Here is a 20,078-nt window from a genome sequence, read left to right as displayed (position 1 = left end):
GTTCTTCGTTGACGTCTTGACATGAAAAATCCTCCAGTGTGTTTTTTATTATTCTACACACCTTATTTTTTCTGTCTAGTCTAGTGTAGCCGATTCAAGGAAGAGCCGATTCTTCAAAAGAAGCAAACCGTTGCACTTCTTTTGAACTGTTCATAATGTGAAAGAGCCCCTTATTTAGCGTTATTGTGATCGTTACTCTTATCCTTCAAATTATTTGTCACAGTGATCCATGAGATCATTCCGCAAGCAGCTGTTGCAATCCACCAAATAGCTACGATAGGCAATATCTGACGTGTCTTCAAATTCATCACCCCTAATTTAAGTATGCAGGATTACCTAGATTCGGACAAGAAATTAATGATTTTGTCCATAGACAATCCACAAAAAATAGCACTTAGCTAATCCAAAGTCTTGTTCTTATTAGCATCCTGAATCCCATGTTTGACAGCCAGCCTGATCACCACATACAAAACAAGCAAGCGAAGCGCGTTATAAATGAAACTATATAGCATTCCCATCGTTCCCATAATAATCCCCTCTTTTTTCTTTATTATATCATGACAAAATGGTGCTAAAACCGGTTCTATGAACAAATAAAAAGCCATCCAACAATTCGGATAACTAGGAATTCAAGCGCGTTTTAAATTTAGAAAATAGAATAGCAGAACTAAGCATAACGCCATAATACAAAACTGGTAAGAATATGGAATCGAAATCTGCGAAGTAATAGTAAAAAAAGACCCTGTAAGAGAGTCTAAATAAAGTTCACACTTTGTTCTTTTAGTTGTTTGATCAGTTCGGTGACATAGGCATCTTGAAACTCTTTACGGAAGGCGTCAATGAATTCATCTGAAAGTGCCTGATAATTTTTTTACGAATAGTCCAGCAATTCCTTAGGTGTTTCAAATTATGCGATAATCGAAGCACTGTCGAAAGAGTCAGCAACCTTCAGCGAAACAGACTTCATCAAAGAAACCACATTAATTTGTGTTCTTAGCATAAAAATGACCTCTTGAGTTGAGTGTGACACAAATGAGCCTGACTTATCTGAGAGCTAGTCAAATAGCGAATAGAATGGAGACTGTTAGATTCCTAGGATAAAAGATATACTGAATTCAAATGAACATTCAAAATAATATGACTATTATGTCAAAAATTTGGTGCTTTCAGATGATTGTCAGCACGCAGGAGGAAGATTAATGAATAGAGAATTACACGAAGGTGCAACGTATCGTCACTTTAAGGGCGGAATGTATCAAGTACTGTTTGTGGCGCTTCACACAGAAACACAAGAGGAATTAGTTATCTATCGTTCACTAGAAAATGGGCAGCATTTCGCAAGACCCAAAGCCATGTTCTTAAGTGAAGTGGATCATAAAAAGTATCCAGAGATCGATCAAAAATATCGAATGGCATTGATTGAGCAAGACTCCGATGAAATTCCTTCATAAGACGAAGGCAAGGATCATGAAACATTGATTTACTATTGAAAATAGTAGCTGAAAAAACGAACTAGTCTTTCTAGTTCGTTTCGTGAGTGATTTGATTATTCCTGATTTTAAAAATGGCACTGACGATCACCAAAGCCATCGAAAAGCCCTTCGCAAATTCAAGCAGCGAGTTATTTACAATACATGCGATCGAAAAGGAGCAGATAGCCAGAGCAATCGAGAATTTGAAAAATGCCTCGTAGTTTTTGATCAAAGTCGTCACAACCTTTTTTTCTTTCATTATAGCAAATCCCTGATCTGAATAGGCGATTACTCCAGCTGAAAAGCCTCAATTATTCTATCGCAGACTTCTTCAGGAGACAGCTTGGTGTTGTTGATCTTCAAGTGTTTGACCGGTGGAAAAAGCGTATTCAGTTCCTGTTCACGACTTTCCAAGCGAGCATGTTTCGCTGCGCTTAAAAGTTCTCTTCTTGAAAATTTAGTATCTCGCTTGGAGGGTTTCATTTTCAAGCGATCCTCATGAACATTCCTCTTTAGCCGTGTTCTCAATTTGGCAACCAACTCAATAAAATAAACCTCTTGATCAGCTTCCAAAAAAATCGAGGAAATATCCTGTAAAAATTCGAGATCATAAGCAGAATCAAAATCAATCACCACAGTGAAGATGATCGTCTTAGTGGTATTGTTTTCCAGATTAGTGACAAACGCTTTGAAAAGTTCTTTTCTGGTTCTATCTGAGAGCATGAATGCTGGCTTGCTATAGCCTAGAAAATCGGCGAAAAGATCCAGCGTTTGATGATTGAACAATAATTTTCCATCTATTCGTTTTTCTAACTCTTGCCCCACAGTCATTTTGCCGACGGCTTGAGAGCCAATGAGTACAATTAAAGCCATTGTGATCACATCCATTTTTCTTGTAGTGTCTAAGGGTACTAAGGTTATTAGAAGTCAGATACTGACTATTGACGATCGTTCTTGAAAGAACAACCAGTGTAAAAAATTAAGCATTCAAATATGCCGATAGCATAAGTCCATTTTCTAAACTGATTGAACAAGCTAGAAACATATCTGTCTAACGGTGTCAGGAAAATAATAAGCGATAAAAACAATGCTCCAGTCACTAACAAACGAACTAGAGCAGATTTTTGAGATTTTAGACTTACCAAAAAAGTATAAATTCTAGTGAACAATAACCATAGGAAAAAGAGCATAAGTGCATGAGAACTTCTTTCTGTGACTCTCCCCTTAAGAGCGGTGTTTAAAAGTACAGAAAAAATGATTGAAGCAACAACAGGAGCAATTAAGATAAATTTATTCAGTAAAGAAACAATCTTTTCAGTATTCTTATTCTTGCGATAGCTAATAAAAGTTTTTGACAAATACAAATGATACAGACAAAGAACAACAATCAAACACAATAGTAAATAGCTCAAAATATTCCCCTCTTTCAAAAGAAATTGTATCAAATTGAAGGGAAGGAAGGAACAGGAAATATAGTTAATATTATTGTATTGGCAATCATTTAAAATGTGATGACTATTAATGCTATGTCATTGATCTTGCGTTTAACACTTGGTATAATGGTATTAGACAGCTACTCGCTACTAGCATCGTTTGGGGTGGACGATGTTCTATCGCGATTCATTAACGGGAAATATATGATTGGAAGGAGCGTAGAAAACGAAGAAAATCGAAAAATTAGAAAGGAGCGGTACTAGTATGTCTAAAACAATTCAGATTAGGGTTGATGATAACTTAAAGGCTGCCTCAGATCGTTTATTCGAAGAACTCGGGACAACTACCAATGAAGCCATTAAGATGTTTCTGAAAAAAGCCATTAGAACGAAAAGTATTCCTTTTAGTGTAAGTGTTAATGACTTCAACGACAGGACAAACGAGGCATTTGAAGAGATGGAACAAATCAAGAAAGGCGAACTTGGTTTCAAGGAGTATCAAAGTTCAGATGAACTATTTAAGGATGTAGATCTCTAGGATCATCTTTCCCTGAAAAGGGGCGTAGTTTCGATGGGTAAAATGGTACAGGTGCCGACAACGCAATTCAAAAAGGACATTAAACGGTTGAATAAAAGCGGCCGGTATCAGTTGGGAAAATTAAAAATAGCAATGGACCTAATAGCAGCAAATGAACCGCTGCCGGCAAAATATGTAAATCATAAGCTGGTAGGATATGAAAACAGATGGGATTGTCACATTGAAGGTGATTGGCTTCTATTGTATGAACTTGATCCAACGAACGATAGAGTCTACTGGATTAGGTCTGGAACACATTCTGATATCTTTAGGTAAATTTTAGTGGGACGAAATTAGAAGAAGCAACATACATTTAAATTTGTATGTTGCTTTTTTGCATTAATTTTAAGCCTATCCTTTCGCCGATCAAGAGATGTCAACAAAAAAGGCAATCGGTTATTGATTGCCTACCAAGTGCCTTTTTACAGAGTTAGCAATTGTGTCAGAAAAGAAAATTAAGGCAGTCCCTGCTAATGAAATAGGAAAGTTGAAATTGAGAAAGCCAGCGTTGAGTATCACAACAATTATCCCCACATAAAAAAACACATTTGGTTTCATTCGACTAGTCCACTTCATATCATTCACTTCCTTTTATCTTAGGATAATATATGTTAGCGAAACACAAAATAGGGCTTAAGAATGAATTGTGGGGAATACTGCTATCGTTTTTTGAAATAAACACCGAAACCCAAAAATAATACGCAAGGGAGACAGTAGTCGAATATTCTATCAATCATCAAATCGGTAGTAATTATCCGATGAAACACGAATACATCTAGGCACATTCTCAAAGTCAAAAGAAGAAATACTAAGAACGAAGAAGCAAAAAAGCACGTTGATCTAAGTGAATTACTTACTTTCAAAATACCACCACTACAAAATTTTATCCTATTAACAATTAAAAAAAATCAGTTTACAGAGAAAACAACCGAAGTTTAGGTCAATATATAAAAATAGACAACCGACTTCCGGTTGTCTAAATGATTAAACCTTCTTATTTCTGTAATTTTGAAAAGCTTGCAAGAAACAAACTATCCCAGCAAAATACAAGTAAAACTTATGATCCCACAAAACAGCCCAAACAATAAAAAGTAGACCAAAAAATATGAATACAGGAACGCTAGCAGATAATTTTTGCATCATAGGAATTCCTCCCTTTTAATCATATTTTAACACAAATAACCCACGTATAACTTTGAAAAAATTAATTTCAAGATGCAGTAATCATAAAGAAATCATCAGTTATTGAAGGAGTCCGAACAGCTAAATCACCGCCAGAGTCATTAAACAAATCAAAAATGAGCGACTGCTCCTATTCAAAAGAAGGAATAAAACAGTGCCTACTGCATTTCGCAGTAGGCACTCTTCATCGTATCAGTCAAAATAATCCTGCGGGTCAGCTGCCATTTCTTCAAATTGATTCAGAAATTTTGCGGCGTGGAAGCCATCACACACTGCATGATGAACCTGCAATGAGATTGGGAAAAAGATTTTATCCTCTTGAAAAATGAATTTTCCGCCAGTAATAATGGGCAATAAATAGTTCTGCCCGTTGTTCGCATTCAGATTGAATCCAGTAAAGGAGGTCCAGGGAATCATCGAGACATTAATCACGTTCTCCGGCAACGTTTTTTGCGGAAACAATTTGCCGGTGTTGCTAAAGGCAGTTAAATCGGCAAGGTAGTTTTTCTTAAACAGATTGAAGCTTGGTGAATAGTCAGTAGCCAGCGTGGAAAACTGCTGCGTCTCTTTGTCGAAGATCGTATACAGAGGAGACAACGTATCCCAATAACCGAGCTGACCTTGACGATTGAAGCTCATCCTGAAATTTATTTCCTGATTGGCGATCGTCGTTACCAGATAAAGAAATCCTAAATAAAATGAATGATCATTCGCTTTGAGAAAATTGTAAAGAGCAGTAATCTCTATTTCCTTTGTGATGCTGAAGGATGTTTGTTGAGACAAGTAATGGTTGAAAACTTCGGTACGTTCCCATTTTTCTAAATTAATTACTGTAAAAGACATCTTGATTCCTCCTAATAATATGATCTGTATTGTTAGGAGGATAAATCATCTGTTTTTTTCATTTGTAATCAGTCCTTTGTATGGTATAGGGTCATTTTAACATGGGATAGGAGCTTATTGATGGCTTAACTATGGACTAATGATCACTATGCAAAGCAGGGATTTAGTCATCAACGGCAAGTGGAAGACCGGCCAACAGTGTGACGAGGATAGCAGAATGTGTCATGTTAGAGGTATACATCAAATAGTTACAATCGGCTACAGACTGCTCAAGCGAGTAGTCTTTTTTTATTCAGTCAGTGATCTCAAAATGGATACAAAATAATAAACCAGCAAGCATAGATGAACAGATCCACTAGCAACGGCAGCAGAATCTTTTCTTTTGATCTTGATAATAAAAATGAATCAATCATAAAAAAGGCGAGGAAGACTAGAACGACAATCTTCCCGCTTGGTCGCACTAAGGCTAAAAGGATGAAGGTCGTCAGCAAACAGATCATATAAACGATATAAACGGACTTATATTTTTTTGGAAGGTATCTCAAATTCGCAAACATCGTGGACCTCCTTTTTTTATTAAAGTATAGCAACGATGCGGCAGCTAAACAATCTGTTTAAGGTGCAGAGCTAAAGTCATCAGCCAAACTTCATCCAATCATCCCCTCTTGATTTTTATCAATATTTTGAAAAAAAGTTAATCATTAAGCTGATTTTTTGAGTTGTTTTTTTATCCGTGTTACGGTTGTTTGTATAGTAAAAGAACGTTTGAAGGTCAGAATTGTCAATGATTTTCAACCAAAAACCATCACTAGGAGGAATTTAGACATATGGCAAAACAGCAAGCTTTACCAGCAGTCGAAACACGTCTCTATATTAATGGCAAATGGGTGGAAGGCTCAGAAGGAACTAAAGCGGTGACGAATCCGGCGACAGGCGAAACCTTGGCGAAGGTTCATGTCGGGGGCGAAAAGGAAGTCCATGCGGCGATTGAAGCGGCGAACAAGGCTTTTCCTGAATGGTCACGAACCTCTGCTGCGGAACGGGCAACGTTAATGAACAAAATGGCGGATCTCGTGGAGGAAGACGCGGATCGCCTAGCAACAATTATGACGATGGAGCAAGGCAAGCCCTTGACTCAAGCAAAAGGCGAGATTCAAACAAACGTAGAAAATCTACGCTGGAATGCCGCAGAAGGGCAACGTCTATTAGGCGAGATTGTACCATCACCAGCTACAAATCAATGGCAAGTCCGCAAGCAGGCGGTTGGTGTTGTTGGAGCGATCACCCCGTGGAACTTCCCATCGAATATGATCATCCGCAAGATTTCACCTGCGATCGCAGCTGGCTGTACGGTGATTTTGAAGCCATCGAAGGAAACACCGCTGTCAGCGTTAGCGTTAATGGAATTGTTTGATAAGGCAGGATTTCCTGATGGCGTCGTAAATATCGTCTTAGGCGATTCTTCTACGATTGGAACGATCTTGTCAGAATCAGAGGATGTACAAAAAATCACCTTTACCGGCTCTACCGGAGTGGGACAAAAGCTGAATGAGCAAGCGGCGCCAACCTTGAAAAATGTCTCGATGGAGTTAGGTGGTCATGCACCGTACATTATTTTCCCGGATGCGGATATCGAACGAGCAGTGGAAACCTTGATCGAAACGAAGTTTATCAATAATGGTCAGGTCTGCACCTCGCCAAACCGAATCTTTATCCATCGGGACATCAAGGAGAAAGTGACCGATCGGATTGTCGAAGCGATCAAAGATGTGACGGTCGGCAATGGCTTGGATGACCCAACAGTAGGACCATTGATCAATCAAGATGGTGTCGAAAAAGTCGTGGATCAATTAAAGGACGCGACGGACAAAGGCGCGAAAATCCTGGCTGGCGGTCATAAGCTTGAAGCTGGCGAATATGCCAACGGGAATTTCTTTGAGCCGACTGTGTTGGATGGGGTAACGAAGGAAATGGATATCTTCTATCAAGAAACCTTTGGACCAGTAATCCCATTGATTACTTTTGAAGATGAAGAAAAAGTCATTGAAGACGCAAATGATACAGAATTTGGATTGGCCTCTTATTTCTTCTCAACCAACATCCATACCGTGGAAAATGTGAGTAACAAATTACAATACGGCATGGTTGGTGTCAATGATACGGATATCTCAAACTCAGCGACACCGTTTGGCGGCGTGAAGCACTCGGGCTTCGGTCGGGAAAACGGCACGTACGGGGTCGAGGAATATGTGGCTGTCAAGTTTGTCAATATTCGTACCGCAAAATAATCTCAGAATATCGTAAAGAGCGTACCTTTTTGAAGAGTACGCTCTTTTTATATTATAAATATCGTTATTCCGAAGTGGGAAAACAAAACATTTAGTATATAACTTAAAAATAATAGTCATTTATTTTGTTCAATATCATTCAAAATTATCAATGATTCAAACTGAACAAAAAAAATTTAACTATTAGTTTCTAAAAAAATTTATTTTTATTTTAAAAAGTGAGTTAAATAACTTGTTAGGAATATTTTGCGGTTGATGTAACAAAGGAAATCCGTCATTCGATAACGCATTCGTTTTTTTCGGAGGTCAAAGCAGAGAAAGTTCATATCAGTTACCATTATTATACAGTAAAACAACGGATAAAACGAAGCAATGATTAGCAAACGCGTTGTTGCTTGGCTTTTTCTTTTGTCAGATTAATTTATAAAGGGGGGAAGTGAAGGAATTTTATTGCTTGAAAGTGGTAGGAATAACTTGAATCAGTATGGAGCAGAAGGGGTTTTGTTTCATGCACAAATGATTGCTAGTTCTAGTAATCATTGTTGGTGGGGATAAGCATAGGAGTTAGTGAAGAGGGTGATAGTATGAACTTTAGAGAGATTTTAGGTGTGAGTAATCTGCGGCATTTACGTTTGGTGGAATTGTTATATGCTTGCCGTATCGGTCTATCGAGTGACCAGTTACTAGAAGAGTTAGAATGCTCGCTATCTGTATTATTGAAGGATGTTAAGCTGATCAACAGTCAGCAGGATGCTTTTCGTATTATGAAATATAAGGGACTGTATCAGCTGCAGATCAAATCGCATGTCAGTATCAATCGGCTGTATGCCGATACGATCCAGCAATCGCCGGAGTTCCAGATTATTGAGGAGCTATTGTACGAGGAATGCGAAAATATCATTGATCTGTCGAAGAAGCTCTTTTTGAGTCCGTCTAAAACACAGCGGAATCTTAAGAAGATTGAGAGTGTGTTACAGAAAACAGGGATCACGTTGCAGTACCGGCCGTTGCGACTGGAAGGCAATGAAAGTGTGATTCGACATATGTACTATCGTTATTTCATTGAAAAATCAGATCGTTTGGATTCGCTGTATCGTGACCTGAAGGAGTTCCAGATCAAGGCGATCACGGAGCTGGTGGATCAATTCATCCAAGTGAATAAACTGGAGGATAATTACATTTCCCGCAAACGTTTGGGTTATAACATGTACATTAGCCTGTGGCGGATTAAGAACGGGCATTATTATCCGAAATCAGAGCTGAGCAGTGATTTGATGCTGCCGGAGCGGCAAATCCTAGACGCCTTTAAGCGGATGGCACTGGAGGTCTTTCGGGTGAAGTTATCGTCGGATAAGATCAAGGATTGTCTTTGGTTGTCTTACGCGGATATCGTGGTTGCCAGTAAGAGTCAATTGCACAGCGCGCTAAAAAAAGAAGACGAATATGCGGACTACTATTATCGTCACTTAGAGCTGGTGGAGGAGTTCGATAGCTTGTTGAATTTCTCATTAGGCAATGAAAAGAAACAGGAATTGGCGATCGTTTTGTTGAATGAGCATCGCATCTATGAACCGGATGGACAGCTGATCGATATTCTGTTCCGTCAACGGAGGATTTTCCTTGAGAAGTTGTCTGAGACGCATGACCAAGCGGTTAAGAAGGTGAAGAAGATCGTGGATCATTTTGTTCGCCGCTATCAGATCTATCAAGAAGAGGACTTTGTTTGGAATTATGTCTATATCTTAATTACGATGGTTCCGCAAAGTTTGACGCTACTAGCCAGCTGCGATCGACCATTGAAGCTGTTGCTGATGTCTGAGCTGTCGCCGACAGAAGAATTTTTCTTAGGCAATCAGATCGAAAATCAAATCTATGGCAATTTCGAAGTTCATTATGTCGAAAAGAAATTGACCAATGTGAACATTAATCGTTCAGAATTGGAAAAATATGATGCACTGATCACCTCCAGCAGTGTGGAAGAAGTGCCGGAGGAGTATCCGACTGTTGTGATCGATCCATTCTTGACGAATCAAGATGTGTTTCAACTGCAGCAATTAGTCAGTAAGTTAGCTGGGTGAAAGGGTACGTTTCCACCCAATCCTAATAGAGGGCGCGGAGTAGACGACCGCACATCCCCTAAAAATGGCAGCAAGGAAATCAAATGATTCCCTGCTGCCAATACTGTTTATAAAAAATGATCTATACAAAAAATCGTTAAAGAAGAAAAATCTTCCTTAACGATATTTTTTTGCGCTTTTCAATCTAGTTGGTTGTGCCGTAGTCCGAAACGGTTTCTTGAAGCGCTTTGGCAGTACAAGTGAGATTAATTCAAAAGGCGTAGCTAGAACGGTCCAAGACACTTGGCGAGCACTTGGGTGGAAATAGTACACCTGCATCAAAACAAAATGTAGCAGCAATAAGCCTGGCAATAATTGAAGTCCAATCTGCCATGGGGCCACCCAGTCGGTGAAGTAGCGAAGCAGGCTTAACCCCAGCGGGTACAAGTAAAACAGTGAAGTCACGATATTTACACGCCAGCTCTTCGTCAATAAACGAATATTTAATAGGAAAAAAAGTGCTGAAAGTACAACTCCGATTGGCGGAAATAGACTGACTAACAATGAATAGATCGCACCGAACAGTAACATTCCCGGGCCTTTAATTAATGCGGCCACGAGGATCAAGAGCCCGATCAATAGTAACTGTTGTTTGATCGTCGCGATTACTAAAACAGCAAAAAGTGCTAATAGGGCCCAGTGCCAAAAGCTGCTAAATGGTTCCTTGTCCGGATAGCGCTGCTTCAAATAGCGTGCGGCGTTTGGAAATTCCTTTTGAAAATTAGACATAGACTCACCTCTTTCTAAGTAATAACTTACAAAAACTATTATAGAGAGAATAGTTGGGGTAGACATCCGACTTTCGGCGGATTTTCTGCCTGCTTTAGACGGAGTTTTTCTGATTGATCAAATTCTACTTGACCTGAAATGCGTCCCATAGTTTATGGTATTCTTGATTAGACGAATAAAAAGAAGGAGATGACTAAAAATGAGTATCAAAATGATCGCGGTCGATATGGATGGCACCTTTTTGAACGATCAGAAAGAGTACAATCGAGAACGATTTGAAAAGCTTTTCCAACAATTAAAGAATCAGGATATCAAGTTTGTCGTGGCAAGCGGAAACCAATACGACCAACTAAAAAGCTTTTTCCCAGAGAATCATACCGAGATGTCGTTTGTTTCAGAGAATGGCGCGAATATTATAGTTGAAGGGCAGCATTACTATAACGCGCAGCTGCCTATGGACAAAGTTTTGGCATCGTTAAAAGGGATTAATGCCCTTGAACCGATCGTAAATGTGGTCTGCGGCAAAAATAGCGCCTACGTGTCCCAAGACATATCAGAAGAGGTATTCAAGAGTGTCAGCTTTTATTACCCTAGCATCAAAAAATTGGAGAAGCTGGAGGATGTCGCAGATCAAGGCGATGAGATCTTCAAATTTGCACTGACCTTCCTAACTAGCGACATCGAAGAGAAGCTAAAAGCTTTAGACAAGGTGCTGGCTGGTGAAATGATTCCTGTTTCCAGCGGGCATGGCGATATTGACTTGATCATCCCCGGCGTTCATAAAGCCAATGGTCTGGCAAAATTAGGTGAAGAGTGGGGCATCGAACCAGCTGAAATCGCCGCTTTTGGTGATAGCGGCAACGATATTGAGATGTTGGAATACGCTGGTTTCAGCTACGCGATGGAGAATGCTCAGGAAAAAGTAAAGGAAGCGGCAGAGGAAATCATCCGTTCCAATAATCAAGAAGGTGTGTTGGAAGTGATTGAGCAGCTGTTAAACAAATAATCGAAGAAAAAGGACTTTAGAACGTTGATCGTTTTAAAGTTCTTTTTTGTTGTATTAGATTTTCGTCTGTTTGTAGTCAATGTGTTAAAATAGGTTGGATTCTAAATGAAATCGAGTTTCGATATAAACAGTTAGAATGAATTAGGAGGACTACCCATGATTTTTGATTCTCACACGCATTTGAATGCGGAACAATTTGAAAATGAGATTCCAGAAACAGTCGAACGGGCGCGCGAACTTGGCGTGACGGAGATGGCTGTGGTTGGATTTGATACACCCACCATTGAAAAAAGCTTAGAGCTGAACCAGCAATATGAAGGGATTTATTCCATCATCGGTTGGCATCCAACAGAAGCTGGCAGCTATACAAAAGCAATCGAAGAAGACTTGATCAAGAAATTAACCTTGCCGAAAGTGGTGGCACTTGGAGAGATCGGTTTGGACTACTACTGGATGGAAGATCCAAAAGAGGTCCAAGATAAGGTCTTTCGTCGTCAGATCGCGATTGCGAAGGAAATGAATCTGCCTATCAGCATCCATACCCGTGATGCGCTGGAGGACACTTATAAGATTTTGAAGGAAGAAGATATCCGCGACATCGGCGGAATCATGCACAGCTTCAGCGGAAGCGGTGAATGGGCGAAGCGCTTCTTAGATTTAGGTATGCACGTATCTTTCTCTGGTGTAGTGTCGTTTAAGAAAGCATTAGACGTTCAAGAAGCGGCAACGGTTGTACCGATGGATAAATTATTGGTAGAAACGGATGCGCCTTATTTAGCACCGATGCCTTATCGCGGTAAACGCAACGAACCGGGCTATACTCGTTATGTCGTGGAAAAAATTGCAGAATTACGGAATCTGCCGATGGAAGAAGTCGCGTATCAAACGACGCAAAACGCTCACCATTTGTTTAGGATCAATGCCAATGGTTAAGGAGTATAAAGAAAAAATCGAGGAGATCATTGTCGTTGAAGGCAAAGACGATACCAAACGTTTGAAGGAAGTTTTTGATGTCGATACGATCGAAACGCGCGGTTCAGCGATTAACGAAGCCATTCTCGAACAAATTGAACATGCGCAAGAAACGCGCGGTGTAATCGTCTTTACCGATCCTGATTTTTCCGGCGAAAAGATTCGCAAGACGATCATGGAGGCTATCCCCGATGCGCAGCACGCTTTCTTATCCAGAAGAATGGCGGCGCCGCAAAAGCGCGGCAGCAGTCTCGGCGTAGAACATGCCAGTGATGAAGCGATCATCGAAGCACTTCATAAAGTCGTGACACCAGCAGAAGACAATGAACCAAAAATTGCTAGACAAACGCTCTTAGATTATGGTTTAATAGCGGGAGCTCAAGCCCGTGAACGCCGTGAGCGTCTGGGTGATGAATTGAAGATTGGCTATACAAATGCCAAACAATTGGAAAAACGTTTAGCAATGTTTCGGATCACCGAAGCACAATTGCATGAGGCAATGAAGAAAGTTGAGGAAACCTCTTGAACAACTACAAAGATATTGCAACACCTTCAAGAACGCGAGAAATCCTGCAAAAACACGGATTCTCCTTCAAGAAAAGTTTAGGTCAGAACTTTTTGACCGAACCCAACATTTTACAAAAAATCGTCGCTACCGCTGAAATCGATGAACACACCAATGTTATCGAAGTTGGACCGGGAATTGGCGCATTGACCGAACATCTAGCCCGTGCGGCACATCAGGTTCTAGCGTTTGAGATTGATGATCGCTTGATTCCAGTATTAGAAGATACCTTGAGTCCCTATGACAATATCAAAGTCGTTCACAACGACATTTTAAAGGTTGATTTGAAAAAGGAAACCGCCTATTTCGATCAAGCGATGCCCATCAAGGTGGTAGCGAATCTGCCGTATTACATTACGACACCGATCATGATGCACATCTTGGAATCAGATTTAGCTGTCGATGAGCTGGTGGTCATGATGCAGCGGGAAGTCGCGGATCGCATCTCGGCGCAACCGGGAACAAAAGCCTATGGTTCATTGTCGATCGCGGTCCAATATTACATGGAAGCCAGCACAGCCTTCATCGTGCCGAAAACAGTTTTTGTTCCTCAGCCAAATGTTGATTCAGCAATTTTACGTTTGGTTCGCCGAGAAACACCAGCGGTCGAAGTCACGAACGAAAATGAATTTTTCAAATTGACCAAGGCAGCTTTTAATATGCGCCGCAAGACATTATGGAACAATTTATTAAGCAGCTATGGCAAAGATGATGCCACCAAAGCGTGGTTGGAAACCAGCCTGCAGCAAGCCGAGATCGATCCAAAACGACGCGGCGAGACGCTTTCTTTGGCGGAGTTTGCCCGGTTATCTAATGCGTTAGAAGTGAATAAAAAAAAGTAATCAACGAGCGCTCAGAATGATCTTCTGAACGCTCGTTTTGTTATATGCTTCTTATTTTTCCTGATTTTTTCAAATAGGATGTGACCTCTTCCTTCAATACATCAAATGTTTTGTCACTCGTTGTAATGTTCAAAATAAACTGAACAGCTTCTTCTTGGCTAAAGCTAGTTGAGTAACCATTAGCAATCAAAAATGTCGCCATGGCGACCAAGGCCGTTCGTTTATTGGCATTTTGAAAAGGATGTCTTTTAGCAAGAGTAATAGCTAATATCGCGGCTTTATCGTGAATTTCTGAATAAATCTCTTTACCAAAAACAACTTGCATAGGTTGTTTGACGCATCTATCTAAGGCAGAGGCATCTCTTACTCCGATCATTTCTCCTGCGGAAGTTTTTGAGATTAATTTGGCATTGATTCTAATTATGTCTTTGACGGTTAAATAAATCATAAATCTACCAAATCTTTGATTGCTTCTTCGTATTGAGTCATAACTGAATCGACAATCGAATCAATGTCTGCCACTTCGGTTGCTTTTTCGATTTTAATGCTGCCGTCAGGTAAAAGAATGTATTGAATAGAATCGCCGGTAGTGACGCCAAGTTGTTCTTTTACTTCTTGAGGAATGGTTGTTACATCGCTATTACCTGATTTTCTGATTTTATATGATTTTGTTGATTTATCCATAATACTTCTCCTTGTATCTATTTGGTTTATGTATATATAATAGTACGTGTATATACATTGTCAATTGTAGATACTATTGCCTGCAAATAATCATCTACTCGCTACAGCTTATTTCATACGTTTCAACTGTTTGAGACGAAATTACGCTGGTTGCCAAAATACTGAATGATTTCATAAGCTTTTCTAATAAAATCCACAGCTAATTTGTCAAACAAAACCCAACTACCCTATAATAAGGAACATAAATTTGTTTTTTGGAGGACACAATGAAAAAATTCATTATTGGAATATTAGTAGTAGCGGTATTGGGGGTTGGCGGCTATTATGCCTACACGACTTTCTTTACAAGCGATGAAGCACCCAAGCAAGAAACGAGCAAATCAACAACTAAAGAAGAAAAAAAGGTGAAGGAACCGAAAAAAGCCGGTGAAACGATCAAAGGTAGCGACTACAGCAATGCAGATAATTGGTTATCAAAACCAACTGAGATCACTAGCCAAGCAGATGTGTTCATGCTCTATCCAACAGCTTACGCACAAAAAGATGAAAATTCTTCACCCGTAGCCAAAATTGACGATGCAACGATGCGGGCCGGAGCACAAGTATTCCTAGCAACTCAAGGCTCAGCTTTTGATACTAGCGGTAATATTTACGCTCCTTATTATCGTCAATTAGATGCAAACTGGTTGTATTCAAAATCAAAAACGGAACAAAATGAATATGTTGATGGTGTACCCAAAGCGGATGTTTATGCAGCTTTTGACTATTACATTAAACATGAAAATAATAATCGTCCCTTTATCTTAGTTGGTCATTCGCAAGGTGCTCGCATGATCAAAGCCATCCTGTACGATTATTTCAAAAATAATCCGGGTGTCAGCGACCGCATGATCGCAGCCTACGTTCTAGGCCAATCAGTGACTCAACAAGAAATGAATGATAATCCGCAAGTCAAATTTGCGACAGGCCCAGATGATACCGGCGTGGTTGTTTCCTACAATACCGTTGCACCTGATTTTACTGGCGAATTGCCAACTTGGGATGAAGGTGCACTAGCCATCAATCCAATCAATTGGACTACTGACGGTACACCTGCGACAGCTGCAGAAAATCTAGGCTCATATGTGCGCAATGAAAATGGCGACTACACGAAGGTCATGAATCTCGCAGACGCGACTGTTGACGGAACAAGAGGTCTGGTCGTTTCTTCAACCGTTGATAAAGCTAAATACGAAATGCCGGAAAGCACACGTAAACTTTACCCAGCTGGTTCATTCTTGAATAACGATATCAGCTTCTATTACTACAACCTGCAGCAAAATGCCGAAAATCGCGAAAGCCAATACTTCGCAACTCATCCGGATCAAGCAGCACAAACAACTGATCCGAATCAGTCAGCCCAACAAGACACACAGACTGTTGATCCAAATCAGCAACAACCAGCACAATAATTTGAGGAACTGTCTATCGCTGAGGTAGGCAGTTTTTTTGAGATTTATAGATTAATAAAATTATCGTAATTCCGTTCGACGTACGTTAAGCCGTACGGTAAAATTATCTTAAAGAAAAAAGAGGTGAGCACACATGGAAGTTATTTCACCAACAAATGCTCGAAAAAATTTGTACGGAATTATCAAGCATGTCGTTGCAGATAATCAGCCGGTTGAAATTTCAAGCATGAAAGATGAAAATGAAAGTGTTGTTGTAATTAGTAAAAGTGATTGGAATGCCATTCAAGAAACCATGTATTTACAAAATGTTGGAGTGTTAGATAAAATCAAACATTATGAAGACGAGGAAACGGAAGAATTGGGAGAAATCGATTGGGATACATTATAAGAATAAAAAAGAATGCACGAAAAGACTTACCCAAATTGAAAGCTGCTCACTTGAATGATAAGTTTGACAAATTAATTCAAGTAATTAAAGAGGATCCCTTTCGAACGCCCCCTCCTTACGAAAAAATAGTCGATGTTCCATACTACTCTAGAAGAATCAACATCATGCACCGTTTAGTCTACAGTGTAAGTGAAGAGGAAAAGACTGTTACCATCCAATCTGTCTGGTCTCATTATGAAAGAAACCTGAATTAACCATTGCTTTCTCCGCCATTTACCGTCATTTGGCGGAGATAAAAACCGCTCAACCCAATTTTTCTCAGGGTTGAGCGGTTTTTTTGTCTAAAAATTCAATCCAAACTTTTATCTAAAATAGAACGCAACACCGTTTCCCTCAACTCAATCGAGTTCACATTATTCTCGACCTCGTAGCCATGAACAAGCAAGTCGCACAAATACAATTGAGAGATTTTCCCCGCCAATGAAGCCCCGTCTAAAAATTCTTCGATAGCGGTCTGAAGAACAATATCCGCCAGCTGAGCGATCGGTGACATTTGGTAATTCGTCACAGCGATGATTTTCGCGTGGTTTTTCTTAGCGATATCCAGCGAATCATAGGTATCTCTGGTTCTGCCGGATAAGGAAAAGCCGATAACTAAATCCTTCTCTGTTAACAAGGAAGCGATTTGCGCCTGAAAATGTGGATCGACCACAGAACGAGATTGGACACCGACACGCAGCAGCATCGCTTCTAAGTCATTGCCGGTATTGCCGCTGGAGCCGACCCCAAAGATATAAATTTGCTTGGCTTCAGTGATTAATTGGACAGCCTGCTGGATTTTTTTATTGTCTAAACGCTGGTTCGTCGTTTTCAAAGCTGTATTGATTGTCTTCGTTCGTTGATCAAAAAAATCTGATTCCTGCGAGTCTTCCTGCTGTTTGCTGAAGTCTTCTTTAGCGATCGCGATTTTTAAATCAGAAAAGCCTGAAAAACCGATTTTTTGGCAAAAGCGCATAATCGTGCCGTCGCCAACGTTCGCTGCTTCTCTAATATCGCTCATGGTACTGTGAACGATGTTCTCTCCGCTAGTCAAAATATAGTCCGCGATTTTTTTTTCTGATTTAGTTAAAGTTGAGTAATTTTCTTGGATAGTATACGTAATGGACATTGGCTCTCCTTTGGTCTTTGCATTCTCAAACTAAATTATACGTCAAATCCTTTTTTTTTTCATTTCCTATTTACAGATATGAAAGCGCATGCTATATTAAATGGAGTAATAATCCAAAATAATTTATAAACGGAGTGAAAATGGAGCGTGAAGAAAAAAGAGTTTTTGAAGGCTGTAAAGGGCGGCTTGATTGTTTCTTGCCAAGCTTTGCCAGGTGAACCGCTATACACATCGGAAGGAGGGATCATGCCGCTGATGGCTTTGGCGGCGAAAGAAGCAGGAGCTGTTGGGATTCGGGCGAATACGGTACGAGACATTCAGCAAATCAAAGAAAAAGTTGATTTGCCAATTATCGGAATTGTTAAGCAAAACTATCCAGATTCTGAAGTATTCATCACAGCTACTATGAAGGAAGTTGATGCACTGGCAGCAATTGGCGTGGAAGTGATCGCGTTTGATTGTACGTTACGGCCGCGACCAGATGGACAATCAATCAATCAGTTTATCCAGCAGGTCAAAGAAAAATACCCGGAGCAATTATTGATGGCAGATATCGCGACGTATGAAGAAGGACTAAACGCTTGGCAGGCAGGTATGGATTTTGTCGGAACCACGTTAAGAGGCTATACAGGGGAAGTCTCGCAGTCGAATGAAGAGCTAGTCAAAGCATTAGTGGATGAAGGTATTTCGGTTATTGCGGAAGGACAGATTCATACGCCAGAAGAAGCCAGAAAAATTCAGGATCTAGGTGTAGTTGGTGTGGTTGTCGGAGGTGCGATTACACGTCCAAAGGAAATCGCAACACGTTTTATTCAAGCATTAACAAAAGGAGGATAATAAATCATGTTTAAAAAGTTTTCACAGTTAGGGCGGGCCTTTATGCTGCCGATCGCGATTTTACCGGCGGCGGGTTTGTTGTTGGGGTTAGGCGGCGCGCTGACAAATGAAAGTGCGGTTGCAGCGTATCCATTTTTAAATCAACCGTGGCTGCAAACGATTCTAAGTGTCATGAGTTTTGCCGGAAACGCCGTCTTTGCCAATCTGGCATTGATCTTTGCGATCGGTATCGCGGTTGGATTAGCCAAGGGTGACAAGGGAACAGCTGGATTAGCAGGAGGCGTAGCATTTTTAGTTTATACTGCAACCATTAGTGGTTTATTGCAATTATTTTCTGCTAAAGATGCCAGCATCGATACGGGTGTTGTTGGTTCAATCGTTATTGGTGGGACGGTTGCGTTTCTGCATAATCGCTATCGTAAAATCGAACTGCCGCAATTTTTAGGATTCTTCGGTGGTTCACGTTTTATTCCGATCGTTTCATCCTTTAGCGCGATCGTTATTGGTTGCGTGTTCTATCTGATTTGGCCGCCGATTCAAAATGGGATGGTCGTTATTGGGCAGCAGGTCGCACAAATGGGCAGTATCGGGAGTTTCTTTTATGGATTCCTGTTACGACTAACTGGAGCAGTCGGGCTGCATCATACGATTTATCCAATGTTTTGGTACACATCTTTAGGCGGCGTGGAGTCAGTAGCCGGAACATCCATTTCCGGTGCACAAAACATTTTCTTTGCTCAATTAGCGGATTCTAGTCATACTGGTTTGTTTACTTATGGAACACGTTTCTTTGCCGGACGTTTTGCGACCATGATGTTCGGTTTGCCTGCAGCATGTTATGCGATGTATCGTGCGATTCCAAAAGAAAATCGGAAAAAAAATGGCGGTTTGTATTTCAGTGGTGCATTGACTTCTTTCTTAACAGGGATCACTGAACCGATCGAGTACATGTTCTTATTTGTTGCTCCATGGCTCTATGTGATTCATGCTTTCTTAGATGGTTTGTCTTTCTACTTTGCGGACATTTTGAATATTCGGATCGGAAATTCTTTTTCCGGCGGCTTGATCGACTTCTTGCTATTCGGTGTGCTGCAAGGGAACGATAAGACCAATTGGATCAAAGTTCTTCCGCTCGGAATCGTTTGGGCGCTGGTATATTTCTTCGTCTTCAGCTTCTGCATCAAGAAATTCCGCGTGGCTATTCCTGGAATGGAAGATGATGAAGACATGCTGGAGGTGACAGATGATTCTGGTTCGAAGAGTTTACAGGATGAAGCGTGGCAAATCATTGAAGCGCTTGGCGGCGATGAAAATATTGAAACCGTTACAGCCTGCGCGACCCGTTTGAGAGTAGCGGTTAAGGAAGGCGAAAAGGTCCAAAAGCCTGTCTTCAAACGACTAGGAGCGACTGCGGTCTTCGAGGTACAAGGCGGTATCCAAGCAGTCTTTGGCGGAAAAGCCGACTTGTTCAGTCAGGAGATCAATCAGTTATTAGGCCGCGATGATTAATCGAGGAATCGGAGG

The 20,078-nt window shown here is 40.5% G+C and carries 25 protein-coding genes; 14 read left to right on the top strand and 11 right to left on the bottom strand.

Annotated elements, in window-relative coordinates; all coding sequences use genetic code 11:
- Nucleotides 1–170: 170 nt before the first annotated feature.
- Complete coding sequence (locus tag E6139_RS01635) at nucleotides 171–302, bottom strand: hypothetical protein (protein WP_316401294.1); 132 nt, start codon at nucleotides 300–302, stop codon at nucleotides 171–173.
- A gap of 96 nt (nucleotides 303–398) precedes the next feature.
- Entirely contained in the window at nucleotides 399–527 is a 129-nt protein-coding gene (locus E6139_RS01630; protein ID WP_316401293.1) for a hypothetical protein, read from the bottom strand.
- Between the two features lie 672 nt (nucleotides 528–1,199).
- On the opposite strand from E6139_RS01630, the gene E6139_RS01625 reads away from it, so the two are divergent.
- On the top strand, nucleotides 1,200–1,451 hold the full coding sequence (locus E6139_RS01625; protein WP_316401292.1) for a DUF1653 domain-containing protein: 252 nt from the start codon (nucleotides 1,200–1,202) through the stop codon (nucleotides 1,449–1,451).
- 70 nt (nucleotides 1,452–1,521) lie between these two features.
- Here E6139_RS01625 and E6139_RS01620 read toward each other — a convergent pair whose 3' ends face one another.
- Together E6139_RS01620 and E6139_RS01615 are read right to left on the bottom strand one after the other, a co-directional pair.
- Nucleotides 1,522–1,731: a hypothetical protein gene (locus tag E6139_RS01620; RefSeq protein ID WP_316401291.1), complete on the bottom strand. Its 210-nt coding sequence runs from the start codon at nucleotides 1,729–1,731 to the stop codon at nucleotides 1,522–1,524.
- 29 nt (nucleotides 1,732–1,760) lie between these two features.
- Nucleotides 1,761–2,345: an AAA family ATPase gene (locus tag E6139_RS01615; RefSeq protein WP_316401290.1), complete on the bottom strand. Its 585-nt coding sequence runs from the start codon at nucleotides 2,343–2,345 to the stop codon at nucleotides 1,761–1,763.
- Between the two features lie 825 nt (nucleotides 2,346–3,170).
- Here E6139_RS01615 and E6139_RS01610 point away from each other — a divergent pair.
- Nucleotides 3,171–3,443 (top strand): type II toxin-antitoxin system RelB/DinJ family antitoxin, encoded by a 273-nt coding sequence (locus E6139_RS01610; protein WP_316401289.1) that lies wholly within the window; start codon nucleotides 3,171–3,173, stop codon nucleotides 3,441–3,443.
- A 33-nt stretch (nucleotides 3,444–3,476) separates the two neighbouring features.
- The gene (locus tag E6139_RS01605) at nucleotides 3,477–3,758 is read left to right on the top strand and encodes a type II toxin-antitoxin system YafQ family toxin (protein ID WP_316401288.1); all 282 of its coding nucleotides are present in this window, start codon (nucleotides 3,477–3,479) and stop codon (nucleotides 3,756–3,758) included.
- Between the two features lie 708 nt (nucleotides 3,759–4,466).
- Here the strand turns inward: E6139_RS01605 and E6139_RS01600 are convergent.
- The 3 genes from E6139_RS01600 to E6139_RS01590 all read right to left on the bottom strand — a co-directional run bounded on the left by E6139_RS01600 (nucleotide 4,467) and on the right by E6139_RS01590 (nucleotide 6,064).
- The gene (locus E6139_RS01600; protein WP_316401287.1) at nucleotides 4,467–4,625 is read right to left on the bottom strand and encodes a hypothetical protein; all 159 of its coding nucleotides are present in this window, start codon (nucleotides 4,623–4,625) and stop codon (nucleotides 4,467–4,469) included.
- A 231-nt stretch (nucleotides 4,626–4,856) separates the two neighbouring features.
- Nucleotides 4,857–5,507, bottom strand: a complete 651-nt coding sequence (gene catA / locus E6139_RS01595) for a type A chloramphenicol O-acetyltransferase (RefSeq protein ID WP_316401286.1) — start codon at nucleotides 5,505–5,507, stop codon at nucleotides 4,857–4,859.
- A gap of 305 nt (nucleotides 5,508–5,812) precedes the next feature.
- Nucleotides 5,813–6,064, bottom strand: coding sequence for a hypothetical protein (locus E6139_RS01590; protein WP_316401285.1), 252 nt, complete (start codon nucleotides 6,062–6,064; stop codon nucleotides 5,813–5,815).
- Between the two features lie 270 nt (nucleotides 6,065–6,334).
- Between E6139_RS01590 and E6139_RS01585 the strand changes: the two genes are divergently transcribed.
- The gene (locus E6139_RS01585) at nucleotides 6,335–7,795 is read left to right on the top strand and encodes an NAD-dependent succinate-semialdehyde dehydrogenase (RefSeq protein WP_316401284.1); all 1,461 of its coding nucleotides are present in this window, start codon (nucleotides 6,335–6,337) and stop codon (nucleotides 7,793–7,795) included.
- 584 nt (nucleotides 7,796–8,379) lie between these two features.
- On the top strand, nucleotides 8,380–9,873 hold the full coding sequence (locus tag E6139_RS01580; protein WP_316401283.1) for a helix-turn-helix domain-containing protein: 1,494 nt from the start codon (nucleotides 8,380–8,382) through the stop codon (nucleotides 9,871–9,873).
- Between the two features lie 156 nt (nucleotides 9,874–10,029).
- Here the strand turns inward: E6139_RS01580 and E6139_RS01575 are convergent, their stop codons facing one another.
- Entirely contained in the window at nucleotides 10,030–10,641 is a 612-nt protein-coding gene (locus E6139_RS01575) for a hypothetical protein (protein WP_316401282.1), read from the bottom strand.
- 199 nt (nucleotides 10,642–10,840) lie between these two features.
- Here E6139_RS01575 and E6139_RS01570 point away from each other — a divergent pair, with 199 nt between their 5' ends.
- The 4 genes from E6139_RS01570 to rsmA all read left to right on the top strand — a co-directional run bounded on the left by E6139_RS01570 (nucleotide 10,841) and on the right by rsmA (nucleotide 14,026).
- Nucleotides 10,841–11,647: a Cof-type HAD-IIB family hydrolase gene (locus tag E6139_RS01570; RefSeq protein ID WP_316401281.1), complete on the top strand. Its 807-nt coding sequence runs from the start codon at nucleotides 10,841–10,843 to the stop codon at nucleotides 11,645–11,647.
- Between the two features lie 156 nt (nucleotides 11,648–11,803).
- Complete coding sequence (locus E6139_RS01565; protein WP_316401280.1) at nucleotides 11,804–12,580, top strand: TatD family hydrolase; 777 nt, start codon at nucleotides 11,804–11,806, stop codon at nucleotides 12,578–12,580.
- Nucleotides 12,573–13,145, top strand: a complete 573-nt coding sequence (gene rnmV / locus E6139_RS01560; RefSeq protein WP_316401279.1) for a ribonuclease M5 — start codon at nucleotides 12,573–12,575, stop codon at nucleotides 13,143–13,145. Before E6139_RS01565 ends, rnmV begins: the two co-directional genes overlap by 8 nt.
- Nucleotides 13,142–14,026 carry a 16S rRNA (adenine(1518)-N(6)/adenine(1519)-N(6))-dimethyltransferase RsmA gene (rsmA, locus tag E6139_RS01555; protein WP_316401278.1) on the top strand — a complete coding sequence of 295 codons (885 nt, stop codon included), beginning with the start codon at nucleotides 13,142–13,144 and terminating at the stop codon, nucleotides 14,024–14,026. The genes rnmV and rsmA overlap by 4 nt, the downstream gene beginning before the upstream one ends.
- A 40-nt stretch (nucleotides 14,027–14,066) precedes the next feature.
- On the opposite strand, the gene E6139_RS01550 is transcribed toward rsmA, so the two are convergent.
- Together E6139_RS01550 and E6139_RS01545 are read right to left on the bottom strand one after the other, a co-directional pair.
- Nucleotides 14,067–14,474 (bottom strand): type II toxin-antitoxin system death-on-curing family toxin, encoded by a 408-nt coding sequence (locus tag E6139_RS01550; protein ID WP_316401277.1) that lies wholly within the window; start codon nucleotides 14,472–14,474, stop codon nucleotides 14,067–14,069.
- Nucleotides 14,471–14,710 (bottom strand): AbrB/MazE/SpoVT family DNA-binding domain-containing protein, encoded by a 240-nt coding sequence (locus tag E6139_RS01545; protein WP_316401276.1) that lies wholly within the window; start codon nucleotides 14,708–14,710, stop codon nucleotides 14,471–14,473. Before E6139_RS01545 ends, E6139_RS01550 begins: the two co-directional genes overlap by 4 nt.
- Before the next feature lie 266 nt (nucleotides 14,711–14,976).
- Here E6139_RS01545 and E6139_RS01540 point away from each other — a divergent pair, with 266 nt between their 5' ends.
- The 3 genes from E6139_RS01540 (at nucleotide 14,977) to E6139_RS01530 (ending at nucleotide 16,803) form a co-directional block, all read left to right on the top strand.
- Nucleotides 14,977–16,161 carry a DUF3089 domain-containing protein gene (locus E6139_RS01540; RefSeq protein ID WP_316401275.1) on the top strand — a complete coding sequence of 395 codons (1,185 nt, stop codon included), beginning with the start codon at nucleotides 14,977–14,979 and terminating at the stop codon, nucleotides 16,159–16,161.
- A gap of 133 nt (nucleotides 16,162–16,294) precedes the next feature.
- The gene (locus E6139_RS01535) at nucleotides 16,295–16,549 is read left to right on the top strand and encodes a type II toxin-antitoxin system prevent-host-death family antitoxin (RefSeq protein ID WP_316401274.1); all 255 of its coding nucleotides are present in this window, start codon (nucleotides 16,295–16,297) and stop codon (nucleotides 16,547–16,549) included.
- Nucleotides 16,534–16,803 (top strand): Txe/YoeB family addiction module toxin, encoded by a 270-nt coding sequence (locus E6139_RS01530; protein WP_316401273.1) that lies wholly within the window; start codon nucleotides 16,534–16,536, stop codon nucleotides 16,801–16,803. The genes E6139_RS01535 and E6139_RS01530 overlap by 16 nt, the downstream gene beginning before the upstream one ends.
- A gap of 95 nt (nucleotides 16,804–16,898) precedes the next feature.
- Here the strand turns inward: E6139_RS01530 and E6139_RS01525 are convergent, their stop codons facing one another.
- The gene (locus E6139_RS01525; RefSeq protein ID WP_316401272.1) at nucleotides 16,899–17,717 is read right to left on the bottom strand and encodes a MurR/RpiR family transcriptional regulator; all 819 of its coding nucleotides are present in this window, start codon (nucleotides 17,715–17,717) and stop codon (nucleotides 16,899–16,901) included.
- A gap of 147 nt (nucleotides 17,718–17,864) precedes the next feature.
- Here E6139_RS01525 and E6139_RS01520 point away from each other — a divergent pair, with 147 nt between their 5' ends.
- Both E6139_RS01520 and E6139_RS01515 read left to right on the top strand, forming a co-directional pair.
- The gene (locus E6139_RS01520) at nucleotides 17,865–18,554 is read left to right on the top strand and encodes an N-acetylmannosamine-6-phosphate 2-epimerase (protein WP_316401271.1); all 690 of its coding nucleotides are present in this window, start codon (nucleotides 17,865–17,867) and stop codon (nucleotides 18,552–18,554) included.
- 6 nt (nucleotides 18,555–18,560) lie between these two features.
- Nucleotides 18,561–20,063, top strand: coding sequence for a PTS transporter subunit EIIC (locus E6139_RS01515; RefSeq protein WP_316401270.1), 1,503 nt, complete (start codon nucleotides 18,561–18,563; stop codon nucleotides 20,061–20,063).
- Nucleotides 20,064–20,078: the final 15 nt, after the last annotated feature.

The organism is Enterococcus sp., from assembly GCF_032555305.1.
Lineage (GTDB): Bacteria > Bacillota > Bacilli > Lactobacillales > Enterococcaceae > Enterococcus_A.
The sequence above is the reverse complement of the archived record's forward strand: the minus strand, read 5'-3'. Positions and strand labels throughout refer to the sequence as shown.

Bases quoted from the DNA above. Each gene is read 5' to 3' on its own strand.
- E6139_RS01575 (WP_316401282.1), bottom strand. From the start codon at position 10,641: ATGTCTAATTTTCAAAAGGAATTTCCAAACGCCGCACGCTATTTGAAG.
- E6139_RS01605 (WP_316401288.1), top strand. From the start codon at position 3,477: ATGGGTAAAATGGTACAGGTGCCGACAACGCAATTCAAAAAGGACATT.
- E6139_RS01600 (WP_316401287.1), bottom strand. From the start codon at position 4,625: ATGATGCAAAAATTATCTGCTAGCGTTCCTGTATTCATATTTTTTGGT.
- catA (WP_316401286.1), bottom strand. From the start codon at position 5,507: ATGTCTTTTACAGTAATTAATTTAGAAAAATGGGAACGTACCGAAGTT.
- E6139_RS01550 (WP_316401277.1), bottom strand. From the start codon at position 14,474: ATGATTTATTTAACCGTCAAAGACATAATTAGAATCAATGCCAAATTA.
- E6139_RS01540 (WP_316401275.1), top strand. From the start codon at position 14,977: ATGAAAAAATTCATTATTGGAATATTAGTAGTAGCGGTATTGGGGGTT.
- E6139_RS01535 (WP_316401274.1), top strand. From the start codon at position 16,295: ATGGAAGTTATTTCACCAACAAATGCTCGAAAAAATTTGTACGGAATT.
- E6139_RS01525 (WP_316401272.1), bottom strand. From the start codon at position 17,717: ATGTCCATTACGTATACTATCCAAGAAAATTACTCAACTTTAACTAAA.
- E6139_RS01625 (WP_316401292.1), top strand. From the start codon at position 1,200: ATGAATAGAGAATTACACGAAGGTGCAACGTATCGTCACTTTAAGGGC.
- E6139_RS01515 (WP_316401270.1), top strand. From the start codon at position 18,561: ATGTTTAAAAAGTTTTCACAGTTAGGGCGGGCCTTTATGCTGCCGATC.
- E6139_RS01610 (WP_316401289.1), top strand. From the start codon at position 3,171: ATGTCTAAAACAATTCAGATTAGGGTTGATGATAACTTAAAGGCTGCC.
- E6139_RS01620 (WP_316401291.1), bottom strand. From the start codon at position 1,731: ATGAAAGAAAAAAAGGTTGTGACGACTTTGATCAAAAACTACGAGGCA.
- E6139_RS01565 (WP_316401280.1), top strand. From the start codon at position 11,804: ATGATTTTTGATTCTCACACGCATTTGAATGCGGAACAATTTGAAAAT.
- E6139_RS01570 (WP_316401281.1), top strand. From the start codon at position 10,841: ATGAGTATCAAAATGATCGCGGTCGATATGGATGGCACCTTTTTGAAC.
- E6139_RS01580 (WP_316401283.1), top strand. From the start codon at position 8,380: ATGAACTTTAGAGAGATTTTAGGTGTGAGTAATCTGCGGCATTTACGT.
- E6139_RS01545 (WP_316401276.1), bottom strand. From the start codon at position 14,710: ATGGATAAATCAACAAAATCATATAAAATCAGAAAATCAGGTAATAGC.
- E6139_RS01590 (WP_316401285.1), bottom strand. From the start codon at position 6,064: ATGTTTGCGAATTTGAGATACCTTCCAAAAAAATATAAGTCCGTTTAT.
- E6139_RS01630 (WP_316401293.1), bottom strand. From the start codon at position 527: ATGGGAACGATGGGAATGCTATATAGTTTCATTTATAACGCGCTTCGC.
- E6139_RS01615 (WP_316401290.1), bottom strand. From the start codon at position 2,345: ATGGCTTTAATTGTACTCATTGGCTCTCAAGCCGTCGGCAAAATGACT.
- E6139_RS01585 (WP_316401284.1), top strand. From the start codon at position 6,335: ATGGCAAAACAGCAAGCTTTACCAGCAGTCGAAACACGTCTCTATATT.
- rnmV (WP_316401279.1), top strand. From the start codon at position 12,573: ATGGTTAAGGAGTATAAAGAAAAAATCGAGGAGATCATTGTCGTTGAA.